Consider the following 26,600-nt stretch of genomic DNA (forward strand, 5'->3'; position numbering starts at 1 on the left):
GGATCCTGAATATATGTCTAGACCAATTTTCGAAGTGATCGCGCTCGACGTCGACGACGCACGCGCGGCCCAGACGGGGGGCGCGGACCGCCTCGAACTGGTCACCGACATGTCCGCCGACGGCCTCACTCCGCGCCGGGAGGTCTTCGCGGCCGTGCGCGCCGCGGTGGACGTACCGGTGCGCGTGATGCTGCGCGGCCGGGCCGACTTCGCGGCCGGCGACGCCCGGGAGGTCGACGCGCTGTGCGCTGCGGCGGCCGCCCTGCGCACGGAGGGGGCCGACGAGTTCGTGTTCGGCTTCCTGGACGCCGGCGGCGGGCCCGACCTGCGGGCGGTGCGGCTGCTGGCCGACGCCGTGGGCCCGGGCGCGCGCTGGACGTTCCACCGTGCCATCGACCACTGCGCGGACCGCACCACGCTGCGCGCGGCGCTGCGCGGACTGCCCGGGCACGACACGTACCTCACGGCGGGATCGGCCCGCGGCGTCGACGCCGGCCTGGACGTCCTGGTCGCGGAGGCCGCCGAGGGCGTGCCCGGTGATCCGCAGTTGATGGTCGGCGGCGGCCTGCGCGCCGAGCACCTGCCCCGGCTGCTCGCCGCGGGCATCGACGCCTTCCACGTCGGCGGCGCGGTCCGCCCCGGCGGCTGGGCGGGCCCTGTCGCCGCGGAGGCCGTGCGGACCTGGCGCGATCTGCTCGACGCGCCGGTCGCCGTGGGCTAGTTCGCGGCGTCACGCAGCCGGGCCCGGCGCCCGGGAACGCCCGAGGGCGGCACCCCGCACGGGGTGCCGCCCTCGATCGTGTACCGCTGAACCCTCGCGGGATCAGAAGTCCATGTCACCGCCCGGCATGCCGCCGCCGGCCGGGGCCGCGGCCTTCTCCGGCTTGTCGGCGATGACGGCCTCGGTGGTGAGGAAGAGCGCGGCGATGGAAGCCGCGTTCTGCAGCGCGGAGCGCGTCACCTTGGCCGGGTCGATGATGCCCTCGGCGATCAGGTCGACGTACTCGCCGGTCGCGGCGTTGAGGCCGTGACCCGGGGTGAGGTTGCGGACCTTCTCCACCACGACGCCGCCCTCGAGGCCGGCGTTGACCGCGATCTGCTTCAGCGGGGCCTCCAGGGCCAGCTTCACGATCGCCGCACCGGTGGCCTCGTCGCCGTCGAGCTCGAGCTTCTCGAAGACGTTGGACGCCTGGAGCAGAGCCACGCCACCACCGGCGACGATGCCCTCCTCGACGGCGGCCTTGGCGTTGCGCACCGCGTCCTCGATGCGGTGCTTGCGCTCCTTGAGCTCGACCTCGGTGGCCGCGCCGGCCTTGATGACGGCCACGCCGCCGGCCAGCTTGGCGAGGCGCTCCTGGAGCTTCTCGCGGTCGTAGTCCGAGTCGCTGTTCTCGATCTCGGCACGGATCTGGTTGACCCGGCCCTGGATCTGGTCGGCGTCGCCGGAGCCGTCCACGATGGTGGTCTCGTCCTTGGTGACGACGACCTTGCGGGCGCGGCCCAGCAGCTCCAGACCGGCGTTCTCCAGCTTGAGGCCGACCTCCTCGGACACCACGGTGCCACCGGTGAGGATGGCGATGTCCTGGAGCATGGCCTTGCGGCGGTCGCCGAAGCCCGGGGCCTTGACGGCGACGGACTTGAAGGTGCCGCGGATCTTGTTGACCACCAGGGTCGACAGGGCCTCGCCGTCCACGTCCTCGGCGATGATCAGCAGCGGCTTGCCGCCCTGCATGACCTTCTCCAGCAGCGGGAGCAGGTCCTTGACCGCGGAGATCTTGGAGTTGACGATCAGGATGTACGGGTCGTCGAAGACGGTCTCCATACGCTCCAGGTCGGTGGCGAAGTACGCCGAGATGTAGCCCTTGTCGAAGCGCATACCCTCGGTGAGCTCCAGCTCCAGACCGAAGGTCTGGGACTCCTCGACGGTGATGACGCCTTCCTTGCCGACCTTGTCCATCGCCTCGGCGATGAGCTCGCCGATCTGGGGGTCAGCGGCGGAGATGGAGGCGGTGGAGGCGATCTGCTCCTTGGTCTCCACGTCCTTCGCCTGCTCGAGCAGGGCGGCGGAAACGGCCTCGACGGCCGCCTCGATGCCACGCTTCAGGGCCATCGGGTTGGCACCCGCGGCCACGTTGCGCAGGCCCTCGCGGACCAGCGCCTGGGCGAGGACGGTCGCGGTCGTCGTGCCGTCACCGGCGACGTCGTCCGTCTTCTTCGCGACCTCCTTGACCAGCTCGGCGCCGATCTTCTCGTACGGGTCCTCGAGCTCGATCTCCTTGGCGATGGACACACCATCGTTGGTGATCGTGGGGGCGCCCCACTTCTTCTCGAGGACGACGTTGCGGCCCTTGGGGCCGAGGGTGACCTTGACGGCGTCGGCGAGCTGGTTCATCCCGCGCTCGAGACCGCGCCGTGCCTCCTCGTCGAACGCGATGATCTTGGCCATGTGAAGTGGTCCTCCCGGACTTGGGGTCCCCCCGCGGCACACGGCTGCGGGGAAGGATTACTCCAGGACCGCGCCGGCGCCCGCGACGGACGGCCTGCCTCCCGCCGGTTCCTTTCCGGCGGTCGAACGGGCCTCACCCACTCGGTCCTTTGTCACTCTCAACGTCAGAGTGCTAACGCCAATGATTAGCACTCGCCCTAGGAGAGTGCAAGCTGCTCGGCCGGTCGCCCGCGGCCCGCCGAAGATCCCCCCGGCGACCGCCGGCGCCCGGGGAACGCGCGAAGGCCCGCCCCTGTGGAGGGGGCGGGCCTTGACAGTGACGTTCGAGCGCGTTCGTACGCGGCGCTCCGTGGCCGATGCGCGGCGTCAGCCGGCGGCAAGGCGGACCATGTCCGCCTGCGGCCCCTTCTGGCCCTGCGAGATCTCGAACTCGACCCGCTGACCTTCCTCGAGGGTGCGGTAGCCGTCCATCTGTATCGCGCTGTAGTGCACGAAGACGTCCGCACCACCGTCGACCGCGATGAAGCCGTAACCCTTCTCCGCGTTGAACCACTTGACGGTGCCCTGAGCCATTCCTAACTCCCCTATTGCTGGCCCTTCACAGACCCGCACCTCGCGGACCCGGGTCAGACCTCACCCCCTACAGCCAAGGGGGCGTGCGCCGGAACGCGTCGACCGCGGCTGAATGTATCTGCACGGACGCTGTCTGCAACAGGTCAATCGGACGAGAAATCCGGGCACGGAGAAAGGGAAGAACGGCTCGAACGGCCAATAATCCGGGGCAACTCGGGCGGGACATATGTCGCCAACACGACAATCATCGCGGGAATTTGGCGATAAATCGTCGACAAGGACGCCCCGGGAAGACGCTTCACGCAGAGCGTTGCAGGGAGTTGCGAGCCTCCAGAGCAACTGTACAGCCCTTCAACTACCTCTCACGCACACAGGGGTGCCGGGAGCAACTCCCGGCACCCCTGGTCGTCCCGCGGCGCTCGCGGCTCAACAGCCCCCGGCGACCGCCGGGATGATCGAGACGGACGCGCCCTCGGCCACCACGGTCTGCAGGCCCTCCGAGAAGCGGACGTCGTCGTCGTTGACGTAGACGTTCACGAAGCGGCGCAGCTTGCCCGTGTCGTCCAGGACGCGCGCCGAGATGCCGGGGTGGTCCTTCTCCAGCGACTCGATGACCTCGGCCAGTGTGCCGCCGGCGGCGGGGACCTCGGCCCGGCCGCCGGTGTAGGGGCGGAGGATGGTGGGGATGCGGACGTTCGCGCTCATGATGCGGGGTTCACCTTCGTATCGGGACGGTCGGCGATCGGCGGTCGGGGTCAGCCGGCCAGGCCGGCGGCGCGGAACGCGTCGAGGCTCGGGCGGATGGTGGCCGTGGGGCGGGAGGTCGCGGCGACGGCGTCCAGGGTCTTGAGCCCGTCACCGGTGTTGAGCACGACCGTCTCGGCGGCCGGGTCCAACTGCCCGCTCTCGATCAGCTTCTTCAGGACGCCGACGGTCACGCCGCCCGCCGTCTCCGCGAAGATGCCCTCGGTGCGGGCGAGCAGCTTGATGGCGTCCACGATCTGCTCGTCGGTGACGTCCTCGACCGCGCCGCCGGTGCGCCGGGCGATGTCCAGCACATAGGGGCCGTCCGCGGGGTTGCCGATGGCGAGCGACTTGGCGATGGTGCGGGGCTTCTGCGGGCGCACGACGTCCTGCCCGGCCTTGTAGGCGGTGGAGACCGGGGAGCAACCCTCGGCCTGGGCGCCGTAGATGCGGTACGGCTTGTCCTCCACCAGGCCGAGCTTGATCAGCTCCTGCAGCCCCTTGTCGATCTTCGTCAGCTGGGAGCCGGAGGCGATCGGGATGACCAGGTTGTCCGGCAGGCGCCAGCCGAGCTGCTCGCAGATCTCGTACGCGAGCGTCTTGGAGCCCTCGCCGTAGTAGGGACGGAGGTTGACGTTGACGAAGCCCCAGCCCTCGCCGATCGGGTCGCCGATCAGCTCGCTGCAGAAGCGGTTGACGTCGTCGTAGTTGCCCTCGATGCCGACCAGTTCGCCGCCGTAGACGGCGGCCATGACGACCTTGCCCTCCTCCAGGTCGTGCGGGATGAAGACGCAGGACCGGAAGCCGGCGCGGGCCGCCGCGGCGCCGACCGCGCCCGCGAGGTTGCCGGTGGAGGAGCAGGACAGCGTGGTGAGGCCGAAGGTGCGGGCGGCCTCCAGGGCGATGGCGACGACGCGGTCCTTGAAGGAGTGCGTGGGGTTGCCGGAGTCGTCCTTGATGTGCAGGCCGCCGGTGATGCCCAGTTCGCGGGCGAGGTTGTCGGCCTTGACCAGCTTGGTGAAGCCCGGGTTCAGGTTGGGCTTGGACGCCACGTCGGCGGGGACGGGCAGCAGCGGCGCGTAGCGCCAGATGTTGTTCGGTCCGGACTCGATCCGCTTGCGGAGCGTCTCGGCATCGCCGGCGGGGAGGTCGTAGGCCACTTCGAGCGGCCCGAAACAGACCTCGCAGGCGAAGACCGGGCTCAGCGGGAAGCGTTCGCCGCACTCGCGGCAGGACAACGCGGAAGCGGGTCCGAAGGGGGAATCCGTGGACGCGACGTCGGTGACAACAGTCTGCGCAGCCATGTCAGGCGAGGCCCTTTCTCCTCATCTTCCTCACGGCGAATCTCGCCACGAGACGGAATTGGCACCTTCCCCACCTGGACCTCGCGGTCGGCGGGAGGGTTGCCGGGGCTTCAACGGGCCGTTCCCTCTGCCCCTCTGGATGAGCGGTATGGCACCGGGCCCAGGGCCCGTGCATTTGTCGTACGGGGCGCGATCACCGCGGACATACGATGGTCATGCCTCGTGTTGAAGACTGTAACCGACGACCTCGAACCTGGTCACAGGCCGTCCGTCCTTCGAGACGGGCCGAAAACGGGCAGAAACGGAGCGACGCAGTGCTGGACGAGGTAGCCGGCTGGCTGCGGCGGCGGTCCTGGACCGCCGCGCACCGCCCGTTGGGCCAGCTCCTCGCGGCGAAGCGGGCCGCGGGCCCGCGCGGGACGGTGAGCGTGGTGCTGCCCGCGCTCGACGAGGAGGCCACGGTCGGGGCGATCGTCACGGAGATCCGGCGCGAGCTGATGTCCGAGGCCGTGCCGCTGGTCGACGAGCTCGTCGTGCTGGACTCGGGGTCCACGGACCGGACCGCCGCGGTCGCGGCGGAGGCGGGCGCGACGGTGGTGCACCGCGACGCGATCCTGCCGCGGCTGCCGGCCGTGCCCGGCAAGGGCGAGGTGCTGTGGCGCTCGCTGCTCGCGACGCGCGGCGAGATCGTCTGCTTCGTCGACGCCGACCTGCGCGAGTTCGACGCGCGCTTCGTCTCCGGGATCGTCGGGCCGCTGCTCACGGACGGAAACGTCCAGCTGGTCAAGGCGATGTACGACCGGCCGCTGGAGACCGGGGGCACGGTGGACCCGGGCGGCGGCGGAAGGGTCACGGAACTGGTCGCGCGGCCGCTGCTCAACCTGCACTGGCCGCAGCTCGCGGGCTTCGTGCAGCCGCTCGGCGGCGAGTACGCGGCGCGCCGGTCGCTGCTGGAGCGACTGCCGTTCCCGGTGGGGTACGGCGTCGAGCTGGGGATCCTCATCGACGCGCTCAACACGGTCGGGCTCGACGCGCTCGCGCAGGTCGACGTCGGGGTGCGGCACCATCGGCACCAGGACGGGCAGGCGCTGGGTCGCATGGCCGCGACGATCTACCGCACGGCGCAGACGCGGCTGGCGCGGGGGCATCTGGTGCGGCCCGTCCTCACGCAGTTCGAGCGGACCGCGGAGGGGTTCGCGCCGCGGGTGCACGAGGTGACGACGGAGGAGCGGCCGCCCATGATCTCGATCCCGGAGTACGTGCGGCGCCGCCAGGTTGCGTGACGCTGCGGGGGGCTTCAGTGCCCGTGCGTTGTGGCTGAGCGCGCAGTTCCCCGCGCCCCTGAGGGGTGACGGCTGTGCCCACCGTGGCCGCACGCCCTGGCTGAGCGCGCAGTTCCCCGCGCCGCTGAGGGGGTGAGCGTCGTGGCTGGGCGCGCAGTTCCCCGCGCACCCGGAGGGGGGGACCCCCGGGTGGCGTAGCGCACACGTTTGCGGGTGGGGATGCGTGGCTAGGCTGGCGGCATGGTCGCATCGCATGGCGCGCGGGTTCTGGTGGCGTCCAATCGCGGGCCCGTCTCGTACAGCCTCCGGGAGGACGGGAGGCTGGAGTCGCGCCGCGGAGGCGGCGGGCTCGTGTCGGGGCTGAGCGCGATCGGGCCGGACACGGACGCCGTGTGGGTGTGCGCCGCGCTCGGTGACGGTGATCGCGCGGCCGTGCTGCGGACCCCGGACGGAGGCGGGCGGCTGTCCGCGGAGGACACCGGTGACCAGCGGGTACGGATGCTGGACATCCCGGCGGACACGTTCGCGTCCGCGTACAACGGGATCGCGAACTCCGTGCTGTGGTTCGTCCACCACCTGCTCTTCCAGACGCCGCTGGAGCCCGTCTTCGACGAGGACTTCCGCGAGCAGTGGGCGGCGTACGTGGCGTACAACAGCGCCTTCGCCGACGCGCTGGCGGAGGAGGCCGGGGAGGGCGCGGCCGTCCTGGTGCAGGACTACCACCTGACGCTGGTGCCGCAGTTGCTCCGCTCGCGCCGCCCCGACCTGCGGATCGGCCACTTCTCGCACACGCCGTGGGCACCGCCGGAGTACTACCGGCTGCTGCCGGACGACGTGGCGGCCGAGGTGCTGACCGGTGTCCTGGGCGCGGACCGGGCGGCGTTCCTGACCCGGCGCTGGGCGGAGGCGTTCGCCGCGTGCTGCGCCGACGTGCTCGGCGCGACGGTGGGCCGGGACGACGGCGCGCTGACGGTGACGTACCAGGGCCGCACCACCCGGATCGGGGTGCACGGGCTGGGTGCGGACGCGGAGTTCCTGCGGGAGCGTGCGCACCGCCCGGACGTGGAGGAGCGCCTGGCGGTACTCCGGGAGGCCGTGGGCGGCCCGGACCGCAAGGTCATCGTGCGGGTGGACCGCACCGAGCTGTCGAAGAACATCGTGCGCGGCCTCCTGTCGTACGCGCAGCTGCTGCGCGACCACCCCGAGTGGCTGGGCCGCGTGGTGCACGTCGCGTTCGCCTATCCCTCGCGCACCGACCTGGCGATCTACCGCGAGTACACCGACGAGGTCTCGGACCTGGCGGAGGAGATCAACGAGGAGTTCGGCACCCCGGGCTGGGAGCCGGTGGTCCTGCACGTCAAGGACGACTTCGCGCGCTCGCTCGCGGCGTACCGGCTGGCCGACGTGGCCCTGGTCAACCCGATCCGCGACGGCATGAACCTGGTGGCCAAGGAGATCCCGGTCGTCACCGACGACGGCGTCGCCCTGGTGCTGTCCCGTGAGGCGGGCGCCTACGAGGAGCTCGGCGACGACGCCTTCGTGGTCAACCCCTACGACATCCTGGCCACCGCCCGCGCGCTGCACCAGGCGCTCTCGGTCTCCCACGGGGAGCGCGCCGAGGCGACCAAGCGGCTGGCCGCGGCGGCCACCGCGCTGCCGCCGCAGCAGTGGTTCCTGGACCAGCTGCGCGCCCTGGACTGATCCGCGCGGCGGTTTCCCGGCGGCGGCGTTGAGAGACTGGGGCCGGCGGCACGTTCTTCCGGGTGACACACGTCACCGCGACGCGGGGCGGCGGCCGGACAGGACATGACGTGGAGCTTTCACTGCGAGCCCGGGTGCGGGCCGGGGACCCGGCCGCGTTCGCCCAGCTCTTCGACGACCACGCGGGAGTGGTCCACCGGCACGCCGTGCGCGTGCTCGGCAACTGGGCGACGGCCGAGGACATCGTGTCGCTCACGTTCCTGGAGGCCTGGCGGACGCGGGAGCGGGTGCGCGTGGACGGCGACGGCCTGCAGCCCTGGCTGCTGGGCATCGCGACGAACGTGATGCGCAACACCGCCCGCGCCGCGCGCCGTCACCAGGGGGCGCTGGCGCGGCTGCCGTTGCGCGACGCGGTGCCGGACTTCGCGGACGAGCTGGCCGACCGGCTCGCGGACGCGGAACAGCTCGGTGCCGCCCGCCGGGCGCTGGAGCAGCTGCGCAGGCCCGAGCGCGAGGTGTTCGCGCTGTGCGTGTGGGCGGGGCTGGACTCCGCCGCGGCCGCCGAGGCGCTGGGCATCAAGGTGGGTACGGTCCGCTCGCGGCTGTCCCGGGCCCGGGAGCGGCTGCGGCGGCTGACGGAGGACGAGTTGGCGCGGGGCCGGGCCGCCGCCGGGAGGCGTCGGGCACCGGGGGAGCACGTCGGGAGGGAGACCCGGTGGTGAACGAGCACGCCGATCTGGCGGAACTGCTGCCGCCGCCGGGCGACCCGGTCCTCCCGGCGGCCCGCGAGCGGATGCTCAAGGAGCATCTGCTCCACGAGATCGCCCGGGAGCAGGCGCCGGCACCCCGGCCGCTGGGCTCGCGCATGCGGCGCCGGCTGCTCGTCGCGGGCGTCCCCGCGGCAGTGGCGCTGGCGGTGCTGGCCGGGGTCGACGCGAGCGGGGTGCTGGACGACGGCCCCGCGGTCACCGCCGCCCAGAGCCACCGGGCCGAGGTGCTGCTCACCCGGATCGCGCGGGCGGCGGACTCACGGCCGGCCGCCGCGGTCCGCGACGACCAGTACGTCTACACCGAAGTCCGCGGCGCCAAGCGGTACTTCGCCGACTTCCTGCCGGGCGGCGCCGGCGACCTCGCCCAGCGCGAGGACTGGCACGCCGTGGACGGCCGCCGCAAGGGCCTCGCCCGGATCCGGGCGATCCCCGCGGACGGCCGCGCCAGCGGCCACATCGACATGACCCTGGACGCCGACCCGAACGGCACGACCTACCGCGAGCTCACGGCCCTGCCCACCGATCCGGTTCTGCTGCTGCGCACGCTGTACGCGCGGACCGCCGGTCAGGGGCCGACGCACGAGGAGGCGGTCTTCGAGTCGATCGGGGCGATGCTGCCCGAGTCCCTCCTGGTCCCCGATCTCAACTCCGCGCTGTACCGCGCCGCGTCCCGGCTGCCCGGCATGGTCGTGGTGGACGGCGCCGCGGACGGCGCGGGCCGCCGCGGGGTGGGGCTGGCCTTCCTGGGGTCTCGGCACGGCACGACGTGGGTCTTCGACCCGTCCACCCTGGCGTTCCTGGGGACGACCCGGACGGCGGTGATCGAGGTGGGGATCGCCGACCGGGCCGGTCAGCCCCCGGTGCGCGGCTGACCGGCCTCCCGTCGCCGGCTGATCCCCAGCCGGATGCGGGCGGTCAGCGCGCCGGTGGCGAGGTAGCGCTCCACCTCCGCGAGCGGGGCCCGGCGGGCGAGCGGTTCGAGTCCGACGACCAGGGCGACCGGGCCGCCGTCCGCCACGAAGGCGGACCACCGCTCCCCGACGGCGACTTCGAGCAGGCACCCGCCCCCGTCGCCGTGCACGACGGCCCGGCCGGGGGCGGCCACGGTGATCCGCTCGCCCAGGTCGGGCAGCCGCCGTCCGGGCTCGGTCAGGCCCAGCAGTGCGGCGAGCCGGGCCGCGCCGTGCCCGCGCGGATGGGCCAGCAGCAGGAAGGCCACCGGCCCGAAGGCGGTGTCGTCCAGCCAGGTCCAGGTGGCGGGCCTCACCGCAGCACCACCCAGACCTGCTTGCCGGTGGGCGTCGGGCGGGCGCCCCAGCGGTGGGCGGCCGTCGCGATCAGGTGCATGCCGCGGCCGCGTTCCGCCGACCAGTCGAGCGGCAGCGGGGCGGGGACGGGCAGCCGGTGCGAGCGGTCGCTGACCGTGGCCCGCACGCCCTCGTCGGCGAGGTCGTGCAGGGTCAGTTCGCACTCGGGGGAGCCGGCGTGGCGGTGGACGTTGGCGAGTATCTCCGTGACGCACAGCGCGGCGGCGTGCGCGAGGTCCTCGCGGCCCCAGGCGCGGAGCTGTTCGCGCACGGCGGTGCGCACGGCGGCGATGCGGGCGGGCTCGGCGATGACGCGCATCGCCGTTCCGGGTGGGGATTCCTGCGTCATGGAGTCAACGGTTCCGTGCCGCGGCTAGCCTGACCAGGGACGACCTGACCCCGGGTCAGCTGTGTCGGGGCGGCCGGGCCGGTGTGTACGCGCTGTGTATCGGGGAGGTGGCGCCGTGTCGGCGACGAAGGGCGAGGGCTCGGCCAGCATGCGGATGTTCGGCTCGGTCGCGCGGTCGCTGCGCGAGGCGCGGGGGCTGACGACGGACGAACTGGCCGCGCACGTCGGCTACTCGAAGTCCCTGGTGGTCAAGGTCGAGCGGGGCGAACGGATGCCGCCGCCGGCCTTCGTGGAGAGCGCGGAGGCGCTGCTCGGCGACGCGGGCGGGGTGCTGCGGGCCGCGGCGCGGCATCTGGAGCGCGGCGGGTTCCCGTCGTGGTTCGAGGAGTACGCGGAGCTGGAGCGTACCGCGGTCTGCCTCTACAAATACGACACGCAGGTGGTCAACGGCCTGCTGCAGACCGAGGACTACGCCCGTGTCGTGCTCGGCGCCTACTGCCCGACCCTGGAGGCGGACGAGATCGAACGCCGGGTGCGGGCCCGGCTGGCCCGGCAGTCGCTGCTGACCCGGGCCCCGGCGCCGCAGCTCGCCTTCGTCGTCGAGGAGTGGGTGCTGCGCCGCCCGGTGGGCGGCCGTGAGGTCAACCGGCGCCAGCTGGAACGCCTGCTGGAAGCGGGCGCGCTGCGGAATGTCACCGTCCAGGTCATGCCGCTCTCCCACGAGGCACACGCCGGTTTCGACGGGCCCATGACCCTGCTGGAGACCCCCGATCTGCGGCTGCTCGCCTATCTCAAAGTCCAGGGCCGCAGCGTGCTGGTGAGCGAGCGCGACGAGGTCAGCAAACTCAACCAGCGCTATGCGATGATCCGGTCGCAGGCCCTCAGCGTCGGGGACTCCGCGAAGGTGATCGAGCAGATTGCAGGGGAGCTATGACGGCCGAACTCGCATGGTTCAAGAGCAGCTACAGCGGCAGTGAGGGTGGCGATTGCGTCGAGGTCGCCGTCGGCCCGGCCACTGTCCACGTCCGGGACTCCAAGGACCCCGCGGGGCCCGCGCTCGCGTTCACGGCCGAGCAGTGGTCGGCGTTCGTCGCGTACGCCGCCGCCGTACCGGTGGAGTAACCGCCCCGGACCTGGGCGCACTTCACGCGTCGAAGCGGGACGAGCCGAGCGTCACCTGATGACCGACGAGGCTGATCTCGACGCCGTCCGCGGTGGCGCGCGCCTGGGTGAAGCCGAGGCCCACCGGGAGACCGACGTTCCACACGCAGGCGGCGCGTGCCGCGCCGGGAACGGTCAGGGTGAGCTCCGAGCCCTGCGCGAGGAGCGTTGCCGTGCTGTTCAGCGGTGTCCCGCCGGCCGTTCCGGAGACCCGGAGGCGTGCCGCCTGACCGTTCGACCCCGGGGCCCGCGAGACCTGCAGGGGGCCGCCGGCCCCGGCCAGCCGGGTCACCACGCCGGACAGGTCCTTGTACGACAAAGTCAGGGTGCCGGTGGCGACATCGGCTTGGGCGCTGCGCGCGGTCAGTGAGGTCACGCTCACGCCGCGCAGGTCGATCAGGAGACGGGCGATGTCCAGGTAGCCGCCCTGCCGGTTGTCCGCGGTGTCGACGTAGAAGTTCTCCGCGGTCAGTGAGACATGGCGGAAGTCGCCGTCGATCGCCTGGGTCACGAACGGGAAGCCCTGGATCGTCACGCTCATGTGGCCGTCCGTGGTGTTCGCGTAGCCGTACTTCGCCTCCGCGAGCCGGAGAACCTCCTTGTCCGCGAAGTGCACGGCCACCCGGTCCGCGGTCGTGAACAGCACGGCCAGCACAACGACCGTGACGGCCAGCACCCTCACCCATCGACGTCGCACGCCGATCCCCCCATCACCAGCCCCGGTCGACGCGACTTCCAGCCCCCGGGGCGCGGGCACTGGCGGGCGTTCGTCGCGTGCACCGGCGCCGCACCTGTAGAGTAACCGCCCGATCACGCTTCGTGCTTGCCGCATGAAGCGGCCCCCAGTGGTGCGCCAACACCGGCCGGGGGCCTACACCTCCGAGGCTTATCTCCCAAGGAGCCCCGTAAATGATGCGCCATGCTATCCCGCCGACCCGTTTCTTCTCCCAGACGCCGAACGACCTCATCCGCCATCCGCGGCTGAACGGAACGGCCGTACGACTGCTGCAATGGGCGCTCTCCCTGCCCGAGGAATCGCGGGAGACCCTGCAGACCATCGGCGAGAAGATGCCCGAGGGGCGCATCGCCCTGCGCCGGGCCCGGCAGCAACTGGAAGCCGAGGGCTACGTCCACACCCGGCGCAACCAGTGCCCGCGCACCGGCCGTTGGACGACGCATGTGCTCGTCTCCAACGTCGCGTTGCGGACGGCGGAGGAGATCGAGGCGGCCTTCGCACCGCCGGGTGACCGGGTGCCGACCGTCGGCGCACCGGCCGGACGGGCCGTCGGCGCATCCCCCAAGGGGAAGAACACCCAAGAGGACGACACCCCCCACCCCGCCGCGCCCCTGGTCGCCCGCGCGGCGGCCGTGCTGCACCGGGTGGGGCGGATGGAGGCCAGGCTCGCGCTCGGCGTCGCCGAGGCGGCCCAACTGGCGCCGCTGGCAGCGCGCTGGCTGGCGAACGGCGCGAGCGAGGTGGAACTGCGCACCGCCGTCACCGCCGGGCTGCCGTCCGCCGTGCACTCCCCCGCCGGCTTCATCGCCCGCCGCCTGCGCGACAAGCTCCCCGCGCCGCGCACCCGCGCCGATCCGGCGGCCCCGGCCGCGCCGCTGCCCGAATGCGCGGGCTGCGGCGATCCGTTGCCGCGCGGACAGGCCACCGGGGTGTGCGCGCCCTGCACGGGGGCCGTGCCGTTGCCCGCGCCCTCGCCGGCAGGGCCGCGCGGCGCGGAACGGGTGCGGGCCGCGCTGGCGGTCGCCGGTCCGGCCGTGCGGGCCTGAGCACTCCCGCCCCCGGCCGGTGGGCCGGAGGCGGGAGCGGTGACCGGCCGGCTTACTCGGCGGTCAGGAACTCGTCGTGGGACAGCGGACGGTTCACTATGCGGATGTCACCGACGTTGCCGTGGAAGACGACGTCGACGGCGCCCGCGTACTCGTGGCCGCCCACCAGCCAGGGCAGCCCGAGGGAGGTGAGGCCCTGCGAGATGCGGTTCGGGTTGTCGACGACGGGGGCGCCGTCGACGTACAGCCGGGTGTAGCGGCCGTCGTTGACGACCGCCAGGTGCCACCACTTGAGCTCCACCAGGCCGTGACCCCAGTTGGTCGTCGGGTAGGTGGTGTTCGTCGGGTAGTGGTTGAACTGCGGCTCGCGGCCGTTGTTCGTGATGTTGAACTGGGCCAGCGGCTCGTTCGGGTCGGTGTTCTTGCCGTGCTTGCCCGCGGCGCCTGCCGAACCCCGGCGGCTGAGGAACGACGCGTTGCCGTTCCTGCCGGAGTCCCAGTCCAGCGGCATCATGACGAACGACTCGATCGTGTAGCCGCTCCTGAACGTCTCGGTGTTCAGCGGGGCCTTCGGCCCGGTGGTCAGGTACGAGCCGTTGACCGGGTTCCTGCCACCGGCGAACTTCAGGCTGGCGTGCGCGGGCTGGTCCGGGTGGTGGTCGGCGGACCAGGTCAGCGCGTCGGCGGCGGTGCCCGGCAGGGTCACCACCGTCAGGTCGTTGCCCTTGCCGGACAGGTCGCGGATCGTCTGGCCCGCGGTGAGCGCGGTGCCGGGCGCGCCCTGCCCGTCGAAGCGCCAGTACGCCAGCGTGCCCTTCACCAGCTCCTTGCTCGCCGGGCGGGCGGGCCGGACCGGGACCGGGATGAAGCTCGCGAACCGCTCGTCGAAGTCGATCGGCATCGAGAAGTTGTCGACCGGGCCGGTGACCTGGGCGATCTCGGCGGCCAGCTCGGTGCGGGACTCCGGGTCCTGGGCCAGGATCCAGGGGTTGATGGTCTCGACGTCGATCGTGTTGCGGACCAGGTCGAAGTGGTACAGCCGGATCATGCCGCCGCCGCCGAAGTACCGGTTCTGGTAGTTCGTGATGTGCATGTGCACGTCGTTGCCGGAGGCGTTCTTCTGGGTCATGCGCCCGGGCGGCCAGTAGTGGCCGTTGAGGGTCAGGAAGACCTGGTCGTTCTCCTTGATCAGCTTGTCCCACATCACCTGACCGTTGCCCACGATCACGGCGTTGTTCTCGGGGTCGCCCGACTCGTAGGGGAAAACGTTGTCATCGTACGGAGAGGCGACGATGTCGTGCGACGTGACGATCACCGGCATCTTCGGGTGGGCCTTGATGACCTTGTTGGCCCACGCGTAACCCTGGTCGGTGGTCCGCCAGTCCAGCGCCAGCAGCAGCCACGAGCGGCCGGCGGCCTGGAAGATGTGCGCGGTGTTGTAGCCGGTCTCGTCCGCACCCGCGAAGGTCTTCGAGTGCCGGAACCGCTGCGGGCCCATCGTCTGCAGGTACGGGGTGTCGCCACGGCTGTCGTCACCCGACACGTCGTGGTTGCCCGCCAGCACGCTGTACGCGGCGCCGTGCTGGTCCAGCAGCGCGAACGCCTTGTCGACCTGCTCGAACGAGGACGGGTCGGCGTCCTGCGTCATGTCGCCGAGGTGCGCCATGAACACGATGTTGTTGTCGGGGTTCCCGCTGTTGTTGATGATGTAGCGGAACGACTCCTCCTGCGGAGTCCGGTTCACGCTGTCCTGGCTGCCCCAGTACAGGAACTGGGTGTCCGGCATGATCGCGAGCGTGAACTGGAGCGCGGTCGGGTCGGGGTTCCACGTACCGGACTTGCCGCCGTGCCTGGCCGCGTCCGCGGCGTTCCCGGCCTCCGTGGCGGACGCGGGCGTCGCGCCGAGCGCGGCCCCGCCGACGCCCACGGCCGCCGCTCCGGCGCCGGCCAGCGCCGCGTTGCGCAGAAAACCGCGCCGGCTGTGCCCGGCCTGCTCGTGTGACGGAGTGTCACCATGAGTGCACATAGGTCGCCCTTCCCGGGTCGATGGTCCCAAACGCCATCGACGCTACTCAGAGGGGGCGCTAGCTGGGCATACGTCAGATGACAAACGGAATGCGAGTGTCCGCCCAAGGTTTATGGCACCCGTCGGATTGTGGCCGGAGGCCGACCGTGCCATGAGCGCGGAGTGACGGGGAGACGTCGACATCCCCCGGCCGCGGCCCTCCGGGAATATTCGCGCGGGCACGGGCGCCCCCGGGGAGGCCCGGTAGCGTCCGACAGCGCCCCACCGTCACACCGCCCCACCGTCACACCGGAGGTCGAGATGGCCCGTATCGTCCTCGACGTCGACGACCGGATGCTCGCCGAGGCGGCCGAGATCTTCGGCACGACCACGAAGGTCGCCACCGTCAACGCGGCCCTCGAGGACGCGGTCAAGCGCCGCAAGCGCGCGTCGTTTCTGGAGTGGCTGGCCGAGGGCGGGCTGCCCGATCTGACCGGTCCCGTTGACGGCGCGGACGACCCACGCGGAGACGCATGACCGACCGCTTCCTGATCGACACCTCCGCCCTCGCCCGTTTTCCGAGGCCGCCAGTCCGAGCCATGGTCCAGCCGCTGCACAACGCCGGGCTCCTCGCCGTGTGCGGTGCCGTCGAAGTGGAAGCCCTCCGCAGCGCCCATTCCAGGGCCGACGAACGTATCCGCGACGAGATGCGCGGTTTCGACATGATCGCGCGCGTGACGGGCCAGCCCGTCCGGTGGGTAGCAGCGGCGGGCAGCGCCGCCTGACGGGGTACACGTCCGCGGGGCGGGTGCGTAGCCCGCCCCCGCACTATGCCTGCGGGGGCGGGGGCGGGGGGATCGTGGTGAGGTCGGGGGCCGGTTCCGGCCAGACCAGCAGGACCGGGCAGGGGGCGTGGTCCACGACGAAGCGCGCGGCGGGGCCCAGGCTGTGCGGGCCCAGGTGGCGCCGGTCGCCGTCCCGCGCGAGGACCAGCAGTTCGGCGCCCTCGGCCGCGGCCACCACCTCCCGTTCGACCCGGCCGGTCAGCTCGCGCAGGACGCACGGCCTGCCCAGCCGCACAGCGGCCGCCTCCAGCAACTCCCGGCCCGAGACGGTGGCCTGCCCCTCCATCCGCGTGCCCGGGTCCCGGCCCCAGCCGTGCTGCGCTCCGTGCCCGCGGCCCAGCAGACCCGCGAACGCGCCGTGGGCGGCGTCCGGCACGTCCTGGCCGCTGACGTGCAGCAGCACGATCTCGGCACCCTCCCGCGCGTGGGCGCGGGCGGCGTCCACCGACGCGGGCCAGGTCCCCTCGACGGTCCAGACGACGACGGTCACCGCGGTCCCCCTTCCGACTCAGCCTCCGAAGACCGGCAGTGACACCCACAGTGCCACCACCGACAGCACCAGCGCAGCGGGCACGACGAGCAGCCCCAGGAGCGTGAACTCCCGCAGATCCACCGCCGCGTCGTGCGCGTGCACGATGCGGCGCCACAACAGGGTGGCCAGCGACCCGGCGTAGGTCAGGTTGGGGCCGATGTTCACCCCGAGCAGGACGGCGAGCACCCCGCCCGGACCGCCCGGCGCCGCCAGCGGCAGCAGCACCAGCACCGCGGGCAGGTTGTTGATGACGTTGGCCAGCAGCGCCGCCAGGGCCGCGAGTCCCAGCAGCGCGAGCAGGCCCGTGCCGTCGGGGACGACGTGCGCGAGCACCGAGGCGAGCCCGTTGTCCACGACCGCGCGCACCACGACGCCGAGCGCGAGCACGAACGCCAGGAAGGGCACGGCCGCCGACCGGCCGATCGCACGGACCGTGGTCCGGCGCCGCAGCAGCGCGCGCACCGCCAGCGCCAGCGCGCCGGCCAGCGCCGCCCACGCCGGATTCAGCCCGAACGCGGAGGTGGCGACGAAGCCGGCGAGCGTGCAGACCACCGTCACCAGGGCGAACATCGGTACCTCGGGTTCGTCCCCGGCCCCGGCATCGGCGGCAGCAGCGGCGGCGGCGGCGTCCAAGTCTGCGGCGAACCAGCGCCGCAGCACCACGTACTCCACGCCGATCGCCACCAGCCAGGGCAGCGTCATCAGCGCGGCGAACCGGGCGAAGGACAGCCCGCTGGAGGCGAAGGCAAGCAGATTGGTGAGGTTGGAGACGGGCAGCAGCAGCGACGCGGTGTTCGACAGGTGCGTGCAGGCGTACACGTGCGGCTTGGCCCGCGCGCCGAGCCGCGCGGCGGTCGCGAAGACCACGGGCGTCAGCAGCACCACGGTCGCGTCCAGGCTGAGCACCGCCGTGATCACCGAGGCGACGACGAACACCTGGGCCAGCAGCCGGCGCGGACGGCCCGCCGCCGTGCGCGCCATCCACGCCCCGCAGTAGCGGAACAGTCCTTCCTCGTCGCAGAGTTGGGCCAGCACCAGTACGGCCGCAAGGAAGCCGATCACCGGGCCCAGCCGGGCGGCCTCCTCCCCCGCGTGCTCCAGGGAGATCGCCCCGGCCCCGATGACGATCCCCGCCGCCGGGACGGCGACCACCGCCTCGGGCCACCCCCAGGGACGCACCACGGCGCAGACCAGCACCACCACCAGCAGCAGGGCGGACAGCGCCTCCGCGTACGACGTGCTCAGGACAGGCTCCTCGGGGGTGGGCGGACTACTCGCTCTTCGCCTTGCCCACCGAGTCTGCCGCCACGCACACCGCCAGGCCCAATGCGACCAGCACGACACACACGTAGATCCGGTAGCCGTCCAGGAAACCGATCCGCTGGGTCAGCGCCCACACGCGGAACCAGCCGCCGGTGAGTTCGTACACGATGCCGCCGACGCCCTGGGAGAGCAGGATGAACCCGATGAAGCCGATGAACCCGCGAAGACCCTTCATGCCCCGAGGCTAGGAAGCGGCGCCGCGGCCGGGCTGTCGTCCTAAGTATCCGATCGGACCCCTCCTGTCGTCCGAAGGTCCCGACTTCCGGCGCCGGTGGTGGTCGCGGCGCCCGCGGTCCGTAGATTCGGGGCATGCGACGCATACCGAAGGGCATCGGCGCCGACATCGCGGTCTTCCTCGGCGCGGCGGCCTTCTCCGTGCTGTCCGCGGGCGGGACCGGTGCCGGGACCGGGGTCGTGGAGCAGGCGGTGAGCGCGGTCGCCTGCGCCGCGCTGTTCCTACGCCGGCGGTGGCCGGTGCACCTGGCGGTGGCGCTGCTGGTGACCGGGTGGTTCGCGCACCTGGTGGGCGGGCCGACGGCGGTGGCCGTCTTCACCGTGGCGGCGTACCGGCCGCTGCGGACCACGGCGTGGATCGCGGCGCTGGCCTTCGCGCCGCTGCCGGTGTTCCTCGCCCACGGGCCCGACCCGGACCTGCCGGAGACCGGCTCCGCGCTCACCTTCTTCGCGATCATGGCCGGGGCGATCGGCTGGGGGATGTACGTGCGCTCCCGGCGGCAGTTGCTCGCCTCCCACGCCGAACGGGGGCGACGGCAGGCCCGCGAGGAGATCGCCCGCGAGATGCACGACGTACTGGCGCACCGGCTGACGCTGCTGAGCGTCCACGCGGGGGCGCTGGAGTTCCACCCGGGAGCGCCGCCCGCCGAGATCGAACGGGCCGCCGGTGTGATCCGCGACGCCGCGCACGAGGCGCTGGAGGACCTGCGCGGGATCATCGGCGTCCTGCGCGAACCGGAGGGGTCTGCCCCGGCCGGCACGGGCGCGCGGCCGCAGCCCACGCTCACCGATGTACCCCGACTGGTGGCCGAGGCGCGGGAGGCCGGGATGCGGGTCGTCCTGGAGACGGACTGCCCGGCCGAGGAGGGCGGGGCAGCCACCGGGCGCACGGTCTACCGCATCGTGCAGGAGGGGCTGACCAACGCCCGCAAGCACGCACCCGGCGCGGAGGTGACCGTACGCGTCACCGGCGGTCCGGCCCGCGGGCTGACGGTGGAGGTCAGCAACCCGGCACCGGACGCGGCACCCCCCGGTGCCCCGCGCTCCCGGGCCGTTCCCGGCGCCGGGCAGGGCCTCCTCGGCCTCACCGAACGCGCCGCCCTCGCCGGTGGCCGGCTCGAACACGGCCCGGCCGGCAGCGGCTTCCGCGTCCGCGCCTGGCTGCCGTGGGCGGGATGACGGGCGGACTGGCTACGGTGGGCGGCGTGACCGTGCTGCGCCTGATGCTCGTCGACGACGATCCCCTGGTCCGCGCCGGGCTGCGCCTGATGCTGGGCGGGGCCCCGGACATCGAGGTGGTGGCCGAGGCGGGCGACGGGGCGGAGGTCGCCGCGCTGGTCGAGGCGCACACCCCCGACGTGGTGCTGATGGACATCCGCATGCCGTCGCTGGACGGCCTCGCCGCCACGGAGGCACTGCGGGCCCGGCCGGGGGCGCCGGAGGTCATCGTGCTGACCACGTTCCACACCGACGAGCACGTGCTGCGCGCGCTGCGGGCGGGGGCCGCGGGCTTTGTGCTCAAGGACACCGCGCCGCGGGAGATCGTCGAGGCGGTACGGAAGGTGGCGGCGGGCGAGCCGGTGCTGTCGCCCGCGGTGACACGGCAGTTGATCGCGCAGGTGTCCGGCGGGGCGGCGGCGGAGCGGAGCGCGGGCACGCGGGCCCGCCGGCAACTGGCCTCGCTGGGCGAGCGGGAGCGCGAGGTGGCGCTGGCCGTCGGGGAGGGCCGGTCGAACGCGGAGATCGCGGCGGGGCTCCACATGAGCGTGCCCACGGTCAAGACGCACGTCTCCCGCGTCCTGAGCAAGCTCGGCCTCAACAACCGGGTGCAGATCGCCCTGATCGTGCACGACGCCGAGGGCGGCCGGTCAGGCCGGGTCTGAGGCCTTCCCCTGCCCCTTGAGCTTGGCCCAGATGGCGTTGAGCGCCCGTATGTCGGCCTCGTCCAGGCGGTCGTCGAAACCGTCCGCCAGCGTCGCGCGGCGCGTGGCGTCCGCCGCGTCGAAGGCCTCCCGGCCCGCCTCGGTCAGCCGGACCCCGGTGGAGCGGGCGTCGGTCGGCGAGGGCACGCGGACGATCAGACCGCGCGCCTGGAGCGCGTCCAGGACGCGGGAGACCTGGCTGCGGCTGAGCAGCGTCCTCGCCCCGAGGTCGGAGGCGGCCACCGGCTCGCTCTGGCCGCGCAGCCACAGCATGACCTCGAACCAGGACATCGGCAGGTCGTGGGCGCGCAGCAGCGCCTGGTCCACGCGGCCGGTGAGGGTGGTGCCGGCCCACACCAGACCGTAGAAGGCATGGTCGCGGTCGGAGAGCTCCCCCAGGGTGATGTCGTTGCGCGCCATGCGGTCACCTTACCGGGCGGGGCGGTGTTGTGTGTACACGCACGCAATGGTTATGGTGTGTGTACACGCACAGAACAGTCGAGCACGCACCGACGATCGGAACCCGCCCCATGCCTGCCAACGCCACGTCCCGAGGGACCGTCCTCATCACCGGCACCTCCACCGGCATCGGCCTGGCCGCCGCCGTGGCCGCCGCCCGCGACGGCTGGACCGTCGTCGCCACCATGCGCGACCCCGGCAGGGCCGACGCGCTCCGCGAGGCCGCGCTCAAGGCCGGTGTCGACGAGCGCGTGCACATCAAGCGGCTGGACGTCACCGACGCCCTGCTGGTCGCGGCGTGCGTCGAGGACGTCGTGGCCGAGTTCGGGCGGCTCGACGCGGTCGTCAACAACGCCGGGGCCGGGCACGTCAACACGATCGAGCTCGGGACCGTCGCGGACGTCCGCGCCACGATGGAGGTCAACTTCTTCGGCGTCGTCGAGGTCACCAAGGCCGCGATGCCGCACCTGCGGGAGTCCGGCGGCCGCCTCATCACCGTCACGAGCGTGGGCGGGGTCGTCGGCCAGCCCTTCAACGAGGCGTACTGCGCGGCGAAGTTCGCGGTCGAGGGCTTCATGGAGTCGCTCGCGCCGGTCGCGGCCTCCGTCGGCGTCACCGTCAGCGTCGTCGAACCGGGCGCGGTGGCCAGCGAGTTCGTCGCCAACGTCGGCATCGACATCCCCGCGTACGTCGCCGCGGCCGGTCCGTACGCGGACGCCGTGAAGCACTACCTCGACCGCACCACGCAGGCCTTCGACGCCGCGCAGGGCGTCGAGGACGCCGCCGCGCCCATCGTCGGCCTCCTCGGCGCCGAGCAGCCGCCGTTCCGGGTGCAGACCTCCGCGACCGCGCGCGCCTTCACCGGCGTCAAGCTCGCCGACCTCGACGGCTCGGCCGTTCAGTCGCTGACGCGGTCCTGGGTGTCCTGACCTCCGGGGCCTTCGAGACGGCCTTCGAGACCCTCCAGCCCTTCGAGCACGGCCGCGAGGGCGTCCAGCAGACGCACCACGCCCTCCGGCCCGTCCACCACCAGATCCGCGCGCGCGGCCAGCTCCGCCACCTCCGCGCTGCCGCTGCACACCAGCACACCCGGCAGACCGTCCGCGCGGCGCTTCTCCACCGCGCCGAACGCCGCCAGATCGCCCAGGTCGTCGCCCGCGTACAGCACCGGCCCGGCGCCGACCTCGCGCAGGTAGTCGCCCAGCGCCACGCCCTTGTCCATCCCCGGCGGACGCAGCTCCAGCACCATCCGGCCCGGCTCCACGATCAGCCCGTGCCGCTCCGCCAGATCCCCCAGCGGCCCGCGCAGCGCCTCGAACGCGGCCTGCGGGTCCTCCGTACGGCGCGTGTGCACCGCCACGGCGCGGCCCTTGTCCTCCACCCACGTGCCGTGCCACGCGCCGATCCCGTCCAGCACCCCGGGCAGTTCCGCGCGCAGCGCGTCCACCCCCGCGTGCGCACCGGGCGCCCGCACCTCGCCGGAGCGGGCGTCCCACCGTTCGGCGCCGTAGTGACCGAGCACCACCAGGTGCTCCAGCCCCGGCACCCCGGCGAAGCCGCCGTACCGCACGGCGACCCCCGCGGGACGGCCGGTCACGACCACCACCGACCCGATGCGCGGCGCGAGGCGGGCCAGCACCCGCGCCGCCTCCGGGTGCGCCCGGGCGCTGTCCGGATCCGGCACGATCGGGGCCAGCGTCCCGTCGAAGTCCAGCGCCACGACGGCCCTGCGGGGCTCCGCGAGCAGTGCGGTCAGGCCGTCCCCGCCCTCGGGCGTCGTCGGCTCGGGCAGTTCGTCCCTGCGGTCCCTGAGGGTCATGCCCCGACCATACCCAGCGGCGCGGGTGGCAAGGCGGGCGTACGGAACCTTCCCGGGGGGCTTTCCGGGGGCGGGGGGCCGGCCGCCGCTGCGTGGGGCTGCTCGCCGTTGCCGGGTGCGGCGCCGCTGCGCCTGCGGCGGGCGGTCCCCCGCCCACCCGCCCGTTGCCCCGGACGGTCCGGACGCACGGGCGTGCCCGCCACCGCCCCGGAGGAGCGGTGGGGGCGACGCGGACGGGCGGACGCCGCCGGTGGCGCACCCCCGCAGGGGGACCCGCGCGGGTGGGGAGAGCGGGGGATCCGTTGCCGTTTCGCAACGCCATGGGCTCATGGCCATCGCATGCCGATCGCACCGTGAAGCGACCTGGGGGCCGCCCAGGAGGTGCCCCCTCCATGCCGCACACCACCGGGGAAGAGACCAGCTCATGTCCAGCCAGAACACACCGTCCACGCCACCGACACCGCCGCCCGTGCTGCTCCTGGAGGCGCTGACCCGGGTGCACGGCTCCGGGACCACCGAGGTGCGGGCACTGCGCGGCATCGACCTGGCGGTGTACCCGGGTGAACTCGTCGCCGTCATGGGCCCGTCGGGGTCGGGCAAGTCCTCGCTGCTGACCCTGGCCGGGGGGCTGGACGTGCCGACGTCCGGACGGGTGGTCGTCGAGGGGACCGACCTGACCGCCGCGAGCCGCAAGCAGGTCGCGGCACTGCGCCGGCGCAGCATCGGCTACGTCTTCCAGGACTACAACCTGATACCCGCGCTCACCGCCGCGGAGAACGTCGCGCTCCCCCGTGAACTGGACGGCGTCGGCAGCCGTTCGGCCCGCCGTGAAGCGCTCGCGCTGCTGGCGGAGATGGGCCTGGAGCAGCTCGCCGACCGCTTCCCGGACGAGATGTCAGGCGGCCAGCAGCAGCGGGTCGCCGTCGCCAGGGCCCTGGTGGGGGACCGGCGGCTGGTCCTCGCCGACGAACCGACCGGCGCGCTGGACTCGGAGACCGGTGAGGCGGTGCTGGCGCTGCTGCGGAGCCGGTGCGACGCGGGAGCGGCCTGCGTGCTGGTCACCCACGAGTCGCGCTTCGCCGGCTGGGCGGACCGGGTGGTCCTCGTGCGCGACGGCTCGGTGGTGGACATCACGCTGCGCTCTGACGCGGCATCGCTCCTGGCCGGGGGGACCGCCCAGTGACCGCGCGGTTCCACGGCTGGCGGGTCGCCGTCCGGATCGCCCGCCGCGACGCCTGGCGGGCCAAGGGCCGCAGCCTGATGGTGCTGGCGATGATCGCCGTACCGGTCGTCGGCGTCAGCGCCGCCGACGTGACCATCCGCAGCTCCCAGCTGACGCCGCAGCAGACGATCACCCGCGACATCGGGGCCGCGGACGCGCGGCTGGAGGACGCCGGCCAGGGCCCCCAGGCGATCCTGCAGTCGCCCCGGGGCGACACCTTCGCGCCGGCGCGGCAGAACGAGCCGGCGACGGACTCCGCCGACGCCGGTTCCGCGGGGACGGCCCCGCCCGCCGTCGACCCCAGGACGGCGGCGCCCGCGGGATTCCGGGCCGTCCCCGACACGGCCTCCTACGCCGAGGTCAGGACCGCGTCCGGGATCATGGACACCGAGGTCAGGGAACTGGACGCGGCCGACCCCGTCGCCGCCGGGATCACGGACCTGACCCGGGGCCGCTTCGCCGCCTCGCCCGACGAGGTGATCGCGACCGACGCGTTCCTGACGCGCAGCGGACTGCACGTCGGATCCGAGGTCCGGGCCCACGGGCTGGACCGGGCCTACCGCATCGTCGGCGCCTACGACCTGCCGAGCAGACTGGACACCGCCCAACTGGACTTCCGTCCCGGCGCCTTCATCGACCGGTACCTCGCCGCCCGCAAAGCGGCCGGCTCGGACATGGGGGAGCCGCGGTCGTCATACCTGATCACGGTCCCGGGCGGCTTCACCTGGGACATGGTGCAGCGCGCCAACACCGGTGGCGTGCTGGTCCATTCGCGGGCGGTGGCGCTCGACCCGCCCGCCGACTCCGAGGTACCGCTCTACCGTCTCCCCAGCTACGTCCAGCCGGTTCCGGTCACCGACCACGCGGGGCCGGCCGCCGCGGCGACCGTCGCGGGCATGGCCCTGCTGGAGGTCTGCCTGCTGGCCGGCCCCGCGTTCGCGGTCGGCGCCCGGCGGTCGCGGCGCCAACTCGGACTGGTCGGCGCCAACGGCGGCGACCGCCGGCACATCCGGGCGATCGTGCTCTCCGGCGGCCTGGTGACCGGGGCCGCGGCGGCGGTCGCCGGCACGGTCGTCGGCATCGCGCTGACGCTGCTGCTGCGGACGAGGCTGGAGGAGTACACCGGCAGCCGGTTCGGCGGGATCGCGCTGCGGCCGGCGGAACTGCTGGGCATCGCCGCGCTCGCGGTGGTCACCGGGCTGCTCGCCGCGTTCGTGCCCGCGGTCACCGCCTCCCGGCAGAGCGTGCTCGCCTCGCTCACCGGGCGGCGCGGAACGCGGCGGGCCGGGCGGGCGCTGCCCTCGGCCGGTCTGGTGGCGGTCTGCCTGGGCGCGTTGATCGCGGTCCAGGGATCGGTGCGCAGCGGCAACGCCTACGTGGTGGCCGGCGGCTCCGCCGTCGCCGAACTGGGGCTGGTGGCCCTCACCCCCCTGCTGGTCGGAGGCTTCGGCAGGCTCGGCCGGTGGCTGCCGCTCGTCCCGCGGCTGGCTCTGCGGGACGCGGTGCGCCACCGCGGCCGCACCGCGCCCGCGGTGGCCGCGGTGCTCGCGGCGGTGGCCGGTACCGTCGCGGTCGCCACGTACGCGGCGAGCCAGGAGCAGCAGAACCGCGACGCGTACGTCGCCAGGGCGCCGCGCGGAGTGCTCGCGGTCGGCCTCCCCTCGGACGGCGGCCGGGGCGTCGCGGCGGTGCGGCAGAGCGTGTCCCGGCGCATCCCGGTCCGGCTGCAGGCGGACGTGTCCCGGCTGCTGGCCGGAACACGGATCTGCGACGTGGCCACCGTGCAGGCGGGCTGCGGGAACGTCATGCCGGTGCTGCCCGACGCCAACCGGTGCCCGCTCGACGCCGAAGGCTCCACAGGGACCTTCACCCCGGCCCAGGTGCGGTCCTTCGCGAAGGACTGGCGGTGCCGGTACGACAGCGTCGAACCGGCGATCTGGACGCAGGGAGGCATCCTGGTCGGCGGGCCGCGGGTGCTGGAGGCGCTGGGGATCCACGACCCCGCGGCGCGGCAGGCGCTCGCCGACGGGAGGACGGTGCTGTTCGACCGTGCCTACGACGATCACGGCTCCCTCGTACTCCGTCTGACCCCGGACGCGTCGAAGCAGGCGAGCACGGACACCACACTGCCGGCACGGCTGAGCACCGCCCGGTCGTACGGGGTGACGGCAGTGGTGCCGGAGCGGGCCGCCGCGTCCGCGGGCCTGCGGACCGTGCCGCTGGGCTCGCTCTTCACCACCGCGCGGATGCCGAGCGACGCCGAACAGCAGGCGCTGGCACAGGACATCGCCAAGCTGGGCGTCAAGTCCGACGTCTACCTGGAACACGGGTACACCGGCAGGTACGGCGCCGTACTGGCCGCGCTGACGCTCTTCGCGGGCCTGGTGACGATCGGTGCCGCGGGTGTCGCCACGGGTCTGGCCCAGGCCGACGCCGAGGCGGACCTCATGACCCTGGCCGCGGTGGGAGCCCCGGGCCGGGTGCGGCGCACGCTCTCCGGCTTCCAGTGCGGGGTCGTCGCGGCGATGGGCGTGCTGCTCGGGACGGCCGCGGGCATCCTGCCCGCCGTCGCGCTGCGGGGCGTCGACCGGCAGCAGCAGCGGCAGATCGCCGAACGCGCGCTGGCCCAGGGCCACGACGGCGCCTTCGCGCAGGTCGACGTGCCCGTGGTGGTGCCATGGCCCACGATCGGCATGCTGCTGATCCTGGTCCCGCTGGGGGCGACGCTGCTCGCCGCCCTGGTCACGCGCTCCCGCACCGGGATGGGCCGCCGGGCCCAGGACTAGGGCGGGGGACACACCGCGGACACCCACCGCGAC

Annotated in this window: 28 protein-coding genes and 1 riboswitch; of the genes, 15 read left to right on the forward strand and 13 right to left on the reverse strand. The window is 73.2% G+C overall.

The window, feature by feature from the left end; genetic code table 11:
• Nucleotides 1-13 precede the first annotated feature (13 nt).
• Nucleotides 14-721 carry a copper homeostasis protein CutC gene (locus ACFYXS_RS17855; RefSeq protein ID WP_389249036.1) on the forward strand — a complete coding sequence of 236 codons (708 nt, stop codon included), beginning with the start codon at nucleotides 14-16 and terminating at the stop codon, nucleotides 719-721.
• 102 nt (nucleotides 722-823) lie between these two features.
• Here the strand turns inward: ACFYXS_RS17855 and groL are convergent, their stop codons facing one another.
• From groL to thrC, 4 genes are all read right to left on the reverse strand, one after another.
• Nucleotides 824-2,446, reverse strand: a complete 1,623-nt coding sequence (gene groL, locus ACFYXS_RS17860; protein WP_389249038.1) for a chaperonin GroEL — start codon at nucleotides 2,444-2,446, stop codon at nucleotides 824-826.
• A gap of 366 nt (nucleotides 2,447-2,812) precedes the next feature.
• On the reverse strand, nucleotides 2,813-3,019 hold the full coding sequence (locus ACFYXS_RS17865; RefSeq protein ID WP_005486335.1) for a cold-shock protein: 207 nt from the start codon (nucleotides 3,017-3,019) through the stop codon (nucleotides 2,813-2,815).
• Between the two features lie 426 nt (nucleotides 3,020-3,445).
• Nucleotides 3,446-3,724: a ubiquitin-like small modifier protein 1 gene (locus tag ACFYXS_RS17870; RefSeq protein WP_389249041.1), complete on the reverse strand. Its 279-nt coding sequence runs from the start codon at nucleotides 3,722-3,724 to the stop codon at nucleotides 3,446-3,448.
• Nucleotides 3,725-3,774: 50 nt separating this feature from the next.
• Nucleotides 3,775-5,067 (reverse strand): threonine synthase, encoded by a 1,293-nt coding sequence (thrC, locus tag ACFYXS_RS17875; protein ID WP_389249043.1) that lies wholly within the window; start codon nucleotides 5,065-5,067, stop codon nucleotides 3,775-3,777.
• Nucleotides 5,068-5,085: 18 nt separating this feature from the next.
• Nucleotides 5,086-5,213, reverse strand: a riboswitch (SAM riboswitch).
• Between the two features lie 168 nt (nucleotides 5,214-5,381).
• On the opposite strand from thrC, the gene ACFYXS_RS17880 reads away from it, so the two are divergent.
• The 4 genes from ACFYXS_RS17880 to ACFYXS_RS17895 all read left to right on the forward strand — a co-directional run bounded on the left by ACFYXS_RS17880 (nucleotide 5,382) and on the right by ACFYXS_RS17895 (nucleotide 9,693).
• On the forward strand, nucleotides 5,382-6,350 hold the full coding sequence (locus tag ACFYXS_RS17880; protein ID WP_389249045.1) for a glucosyl-3-phosphoglycerate synthase: 969 nt from the start codon (nucleotides 5,382-5,384) through the stop codon (nucleotides 6,348-6,350).
• A 240-nt stretch (nucleotides 6,351-6,590) separates the two neighbouring features.
• Entirely contained in the window at nucleotides 6,591-8,051 is a 1,461-nt protein-coding gene (locus ACFYXS_RS17885; protein ID WP_389249048.1) for a trehalose-6-phosphate synthase, read from the forward strand.
• Nucleotides 8,052-8,161: 110 nt separating this feature from the next.
• On the forward strand, nucleotides 8,162-8,773 hold the full coding sequence (locus ACFYXS_RS17890) for an RNA polymerase sigma factor (RefSeq protein WP_389249050.1): 612 nt from the start codon (nucleotides 8,162-8,164) through the stop codon (nucleotides 8,771-8,773).
• Nucleotides 8,767-9,693, forward strand: a complete 927-nt coding sequence (locus tag ACFYXS_RS17895) for a CU044_5270 family protein (protein ID WP_389249053.1) — start codon at nucleotides 8,767-8,769, stop codon at nucleotides 9,691-9,693. Before ACFYXS_RS17890 ends, ACFYXS_RS17895 begins: the two co-directional genes overlap by 7 nt.
• On the opposite strand, the gene ACFYXS_RS17900 is transcribed toward ACFYXS_RS17895, so the two are convergent.
• Both ACFYXS_RS17900 and ACFYXS_RS17905 read right to left on the reverse strand, forming a co-directional pair.
• Nucleotides 9,672-10,088: a hypothetical protein gene (locus ACFYXS_RS17900; RefSeq protein WP_389249055.1), complete on the reverse strand. Its 417-nt coding sequence runs from the start codon at nucleotides 10,086-10,088 to the stop codon at nucleotides 9,672-9,674. The genes ACFYXS_RS17895 and ACFYXS_RS17900 overlap by 22 nt on opposite strands.
• Nucleotides 10,085-10,477, reverse strand: a complete 393-nt coding sequence (locus ACFYXS_RS17905) for an ATP-binding protein (RefSeq protein ID WP_389249057.1) — start codon at nucleotides 10,475-10,477, stop codon at nucleotides 10,085-10,087. Before ACFYXS_RS17905 ends, ACFYXS_RS17900 begins: the two co-directional genes overlap by 4 nt.
• 115 nt (nucleotides 10,478-10,592) lie before the next feature.
• Here ACFYXS_RS17905 and ACFYXS_RS17910 point away from each other — a divergent pair, with 115 nt between their 5' ends.
• Together ACFYXS_RS17910 and ACFYXS_RS17915 are read left to right on the forward strand one after the other, a co-directional pair.
• Nucleotides 10,593-11,411, forward strand: a complete 819-nt coding sequence (locus ACFYXS_RS17910) for a Scr1 family TA system antitoxin-like transcriptional regulator (RefSeq protein ID WP_389249059.1) — start codon at nucleotides 10,593-10,595, stop codon at nucleotides 11,409-11,411.
• Nucleotides 11,408-11,599 (forward strand): DUF397 domain-containing protein, encoded by a 192-nt coding sequence (locus ACFYXS_RS17915; RefSeq protein WP_389249062.1) that lies wholly within the window; start codon nucleotides 11,408-11,410, stop codon nucleotides 11,597-11,599. Before ACFYXS_RS17910 ends, ACFYXS_RS17915 begins: the two co-directional genes overlap by 4 nt.
• Before the next feature lie 22 nt (nucleotides 11,600-11,621).
• Here ACFYXS_RS17915 and ACFYXS_RS17920 read toward each other — a convergent pair whose 3' ends face one another.
• Nucleotides 11,622-12,335: a DUF2993 domain-containing protein gene (locus ACFYXS_RS17920; protein WP_389249064.1), complete on the reverse strand. Its 714-nt coding sequence runs from the start codon at nucleotides 12,333-12,335 to the stop codon at nucleotides 11,622-11,624.
• A 212-nt stretch (nucleotides 12,336-12,547) separates the two neighbouring features.
• Here ACFYXS_RS17920 and ACFYXS_RS17925 point away from each other — a divergent pair, with 212 nt between their 5' ends.
• On the forward strand, nucleotides 12,548-13,420 hold the full coding sequence (locus tag ACFYXS_RS17925; RefSeq protein ID WP_389249066.1) for a hypothetical protein: 873 nt from the start codon (nucleotides 12,548-12,550) through the stop codon (nucleotides 13,418-13,420).
• A 52-nt stretch (nucleotides 13,421-13,472) separates the two neighbouring features.
• Here ACFYXS_RS17925 and ACFYXS_RS17930 read toward each other — a convergent pair whose 3' ends face one another.
• A complete protein-coding gene (locus ACFYXS_RS17930) occupies nucleotides 13,473-15,446 on the reverse strand; it encodes a LamG-like jellyroll fold domain-containing protein (RefSeq protein WP_389249068.1) in 1,974 nt (657 codons plus the stop codon).
• Nucleotides 15,447-15,746: 300 nt separating this feature from the next.
• Here ACFYXS_RS17930 and ACFYXS_RS17935 point away from each other — a divergent pair, with 300 nt between their 5' ends.
• Nucleotides 15,747-15,962, forward strand: coding sequence for a type II toxin-antitoxin system VapB family antitoxin (locus ACFYXS_RS17935; protein ID WP_389249070.1), 216 nt, complete (start codon nucleotides 15,747-15,749; stop codon nucleotides 15,960-15,962).
• Nucleotides 15,959-16,210, forward strand: coding sequence for a hypothetical protein (locus tag ACFYXS_RS17940; RefSeq protein ID WP_389249072.1), 252 nt, complete (start codon nucleotides 15,959-15,961; stop codon nucleotides 16,208-16,210). Before ACFYXS_RS17935 ends, ACFYXS_RS17940 begins: the two co-directional genes overlap by 4 nt.
• 43 nt (nucleotides 16,211-16,253) lie before the next feature.
• Here ACFYXS_RS17940 and ACFYXS_RS17945 read toward each other — a convergent pair whose 3' ends face one another.
• From ACFYXS_RS17945 to ACFYXS_RS17955, 3 genes are read right to left on the reverse strand one after another with little or no spacing between them, the layout of a single operon-like run.
• Nucleotides 16,254-16,760 (reverse strand): universal stress protein, encoded by a 507-nt coding sequence (locus ACFYXS_RS17945; protein ID WP_389249074.1) that lies wholly within the window; start codon nucleotides 16,758-16,760, stop codon nucleotides 16,254-16,256.
• 18 nt (nucleotides 16,761-16,778) lie between these two features.
• Complete coding sequence (locus ACFYXS_RS17950; protein ID WP_389249863.1) at nucleotides 16,779-18,047, reverse strand: SLC13 family permease; 1,269 nt, start codon at nucleotides 18,045-18,047, stop codon at nucleotides 16,779-16,781.
• Nucleotides 18,048-18,072: 25 nt separating this feature from the next.
• On the reverse strand, nucleotides 18,073-18,300 hold the full coding sequence (locus tag ACFYXS_RS17955) for a hypothetical protein (RefSeq protein ID WP_389249076.1): 228 nt from the start codon (nucleotides 18,298-18,300) through the stop codon (nucleotides 18,073-18,075).
• Between the two features lie 134 nt (nucleotides 18,301-18,434).
• Between ACFYXS_RS17955 and ACFYXS_RS17960 the strand changes: the two genes are divergently transcribed.
• The gene (locus ACFYXS_RS17960) at nucleotides 18,435-19,538 is read left to right on the forward strand and encodes a sensor histidine kinase (RefSeq protein WP_389249078.1); all 1,104 of its coding nucleotides are present in this window, start codon (nucleotides 18,435-18,437) and stop codon (nucleotides 19,536-19,538) included.
• Nucleotides 19,535-20,242: a response regulator gene (locus ACFYXS_RS17965; protein WP_389249080.1), complete on the forward strand. Its 708-nt coding sequence runs from the start codon at nucleotides 19,535-19,537 to the stop codon at nucleotides 20,240-20,242. The genes ACFYXS_RS17960 and ACFYXS_RS17965 overlap by 4 nt, the downstream gene beginning before the upstream one ends.
• On the opposite strand, the gene ACFYXS_RS17970 is transcribed toward ACFYXS_RS17965, so the two are convergent.
• The gene (locus tag ACFYXS_RS17970) at nucleotides 20,228-20,701 is read right to left on the reverse strand and encodes a MarR family winged helix-turn-helix transcriptional regulator (protein ID WP_389249082.1); all 474 of its coding nucleotides are present in this window, start codon (nucleotides 20,699-20,701) and stop codon (nucleotides 20,228-20,230) included. The genes ACFYXS_RS17965 and ACFYXS_RS17970 overlap by 15 nt on opposite strands.
• Before the next feature lie 110 nt (nucleotides 20,702-20,811).
• Between ACFYXS_RS17970 and ACFYXS_RS17975 the strand changes: the two genes are divergently transcribed.
• Nucleotides 20,812-21,669 carry an SDR family NAD(P)-dependent oxidoreductase gene (locus tag ACFYXS_RS17975; RefSeq protein WP_389249084.1) on the forward strand — a complete coding sequence of 286 codons (858 nt, stop codon included), beginning with the start codon at nucleotides 20,812-20,814 and terminating at the stop codon, nucleotides 21,667-21,669.
• Here ACFYXS_RS17975 and otsB read toward each other — a convergent pair.
• Nucleotides 21,639-22,559, reverse strand: coding sequence for a trehalose-phosphatase (otsB, locus tag ACFYXS_RS17980; protein WP_389249086.1), 921 nt, complete (start codon nucleotides 22,557-22,559; stop codon nucleotides 21,639-21,641). The genes ACFYXS_RS17975 and otsB overlap by 31 nt on opposite strands.
• Nucleotides 22,560-22,983: 424 nt before the next feature.
• Here otsB and ACFYXS_RS17985 point away from each other — a divergent pair, with 424 nt between their 5' ends.
• On the forward strand, nucleotides 22,984-23,742 hold the full coding sequence (locus ACFYXS_RS17985) for an ABC transporter ATP-binding protein (RefSeq protein WP_389249088.1): 759 nt from the start codon (nucleotides 22,984-22,986) through the stop codon (nucleotides 23,740-23,742).
• Nucleotides 23,739-26,567 (forward strand): FtsX-like permease family protein, encoded by a 2,829-nt coding sequence (locus ACFYXS_RS17990; RefSeq protein ID WP_389249090.1) that lies wholly within the window; start codon nucleotides 23,739-23,741, stop codon nucleotides 26,565-26,567. Before ACFYXS_RS17985 ends, ACFYXS_RS17990 begins: the two co-directional genes overlap by 4 nt.
• Nucleotides 26,568-26,600: the final 33 nt, after the last annotated feature.

This window comes from Streptomyces sp. NPDC002574, assembly GCF_042889545.1.
Taxonomy (GTDB): domain Bacteria; phylum Actinomycetota; class Actinomycetes; order Streptomycetales; family Streptomycetaceae; genus Actinacidiphila.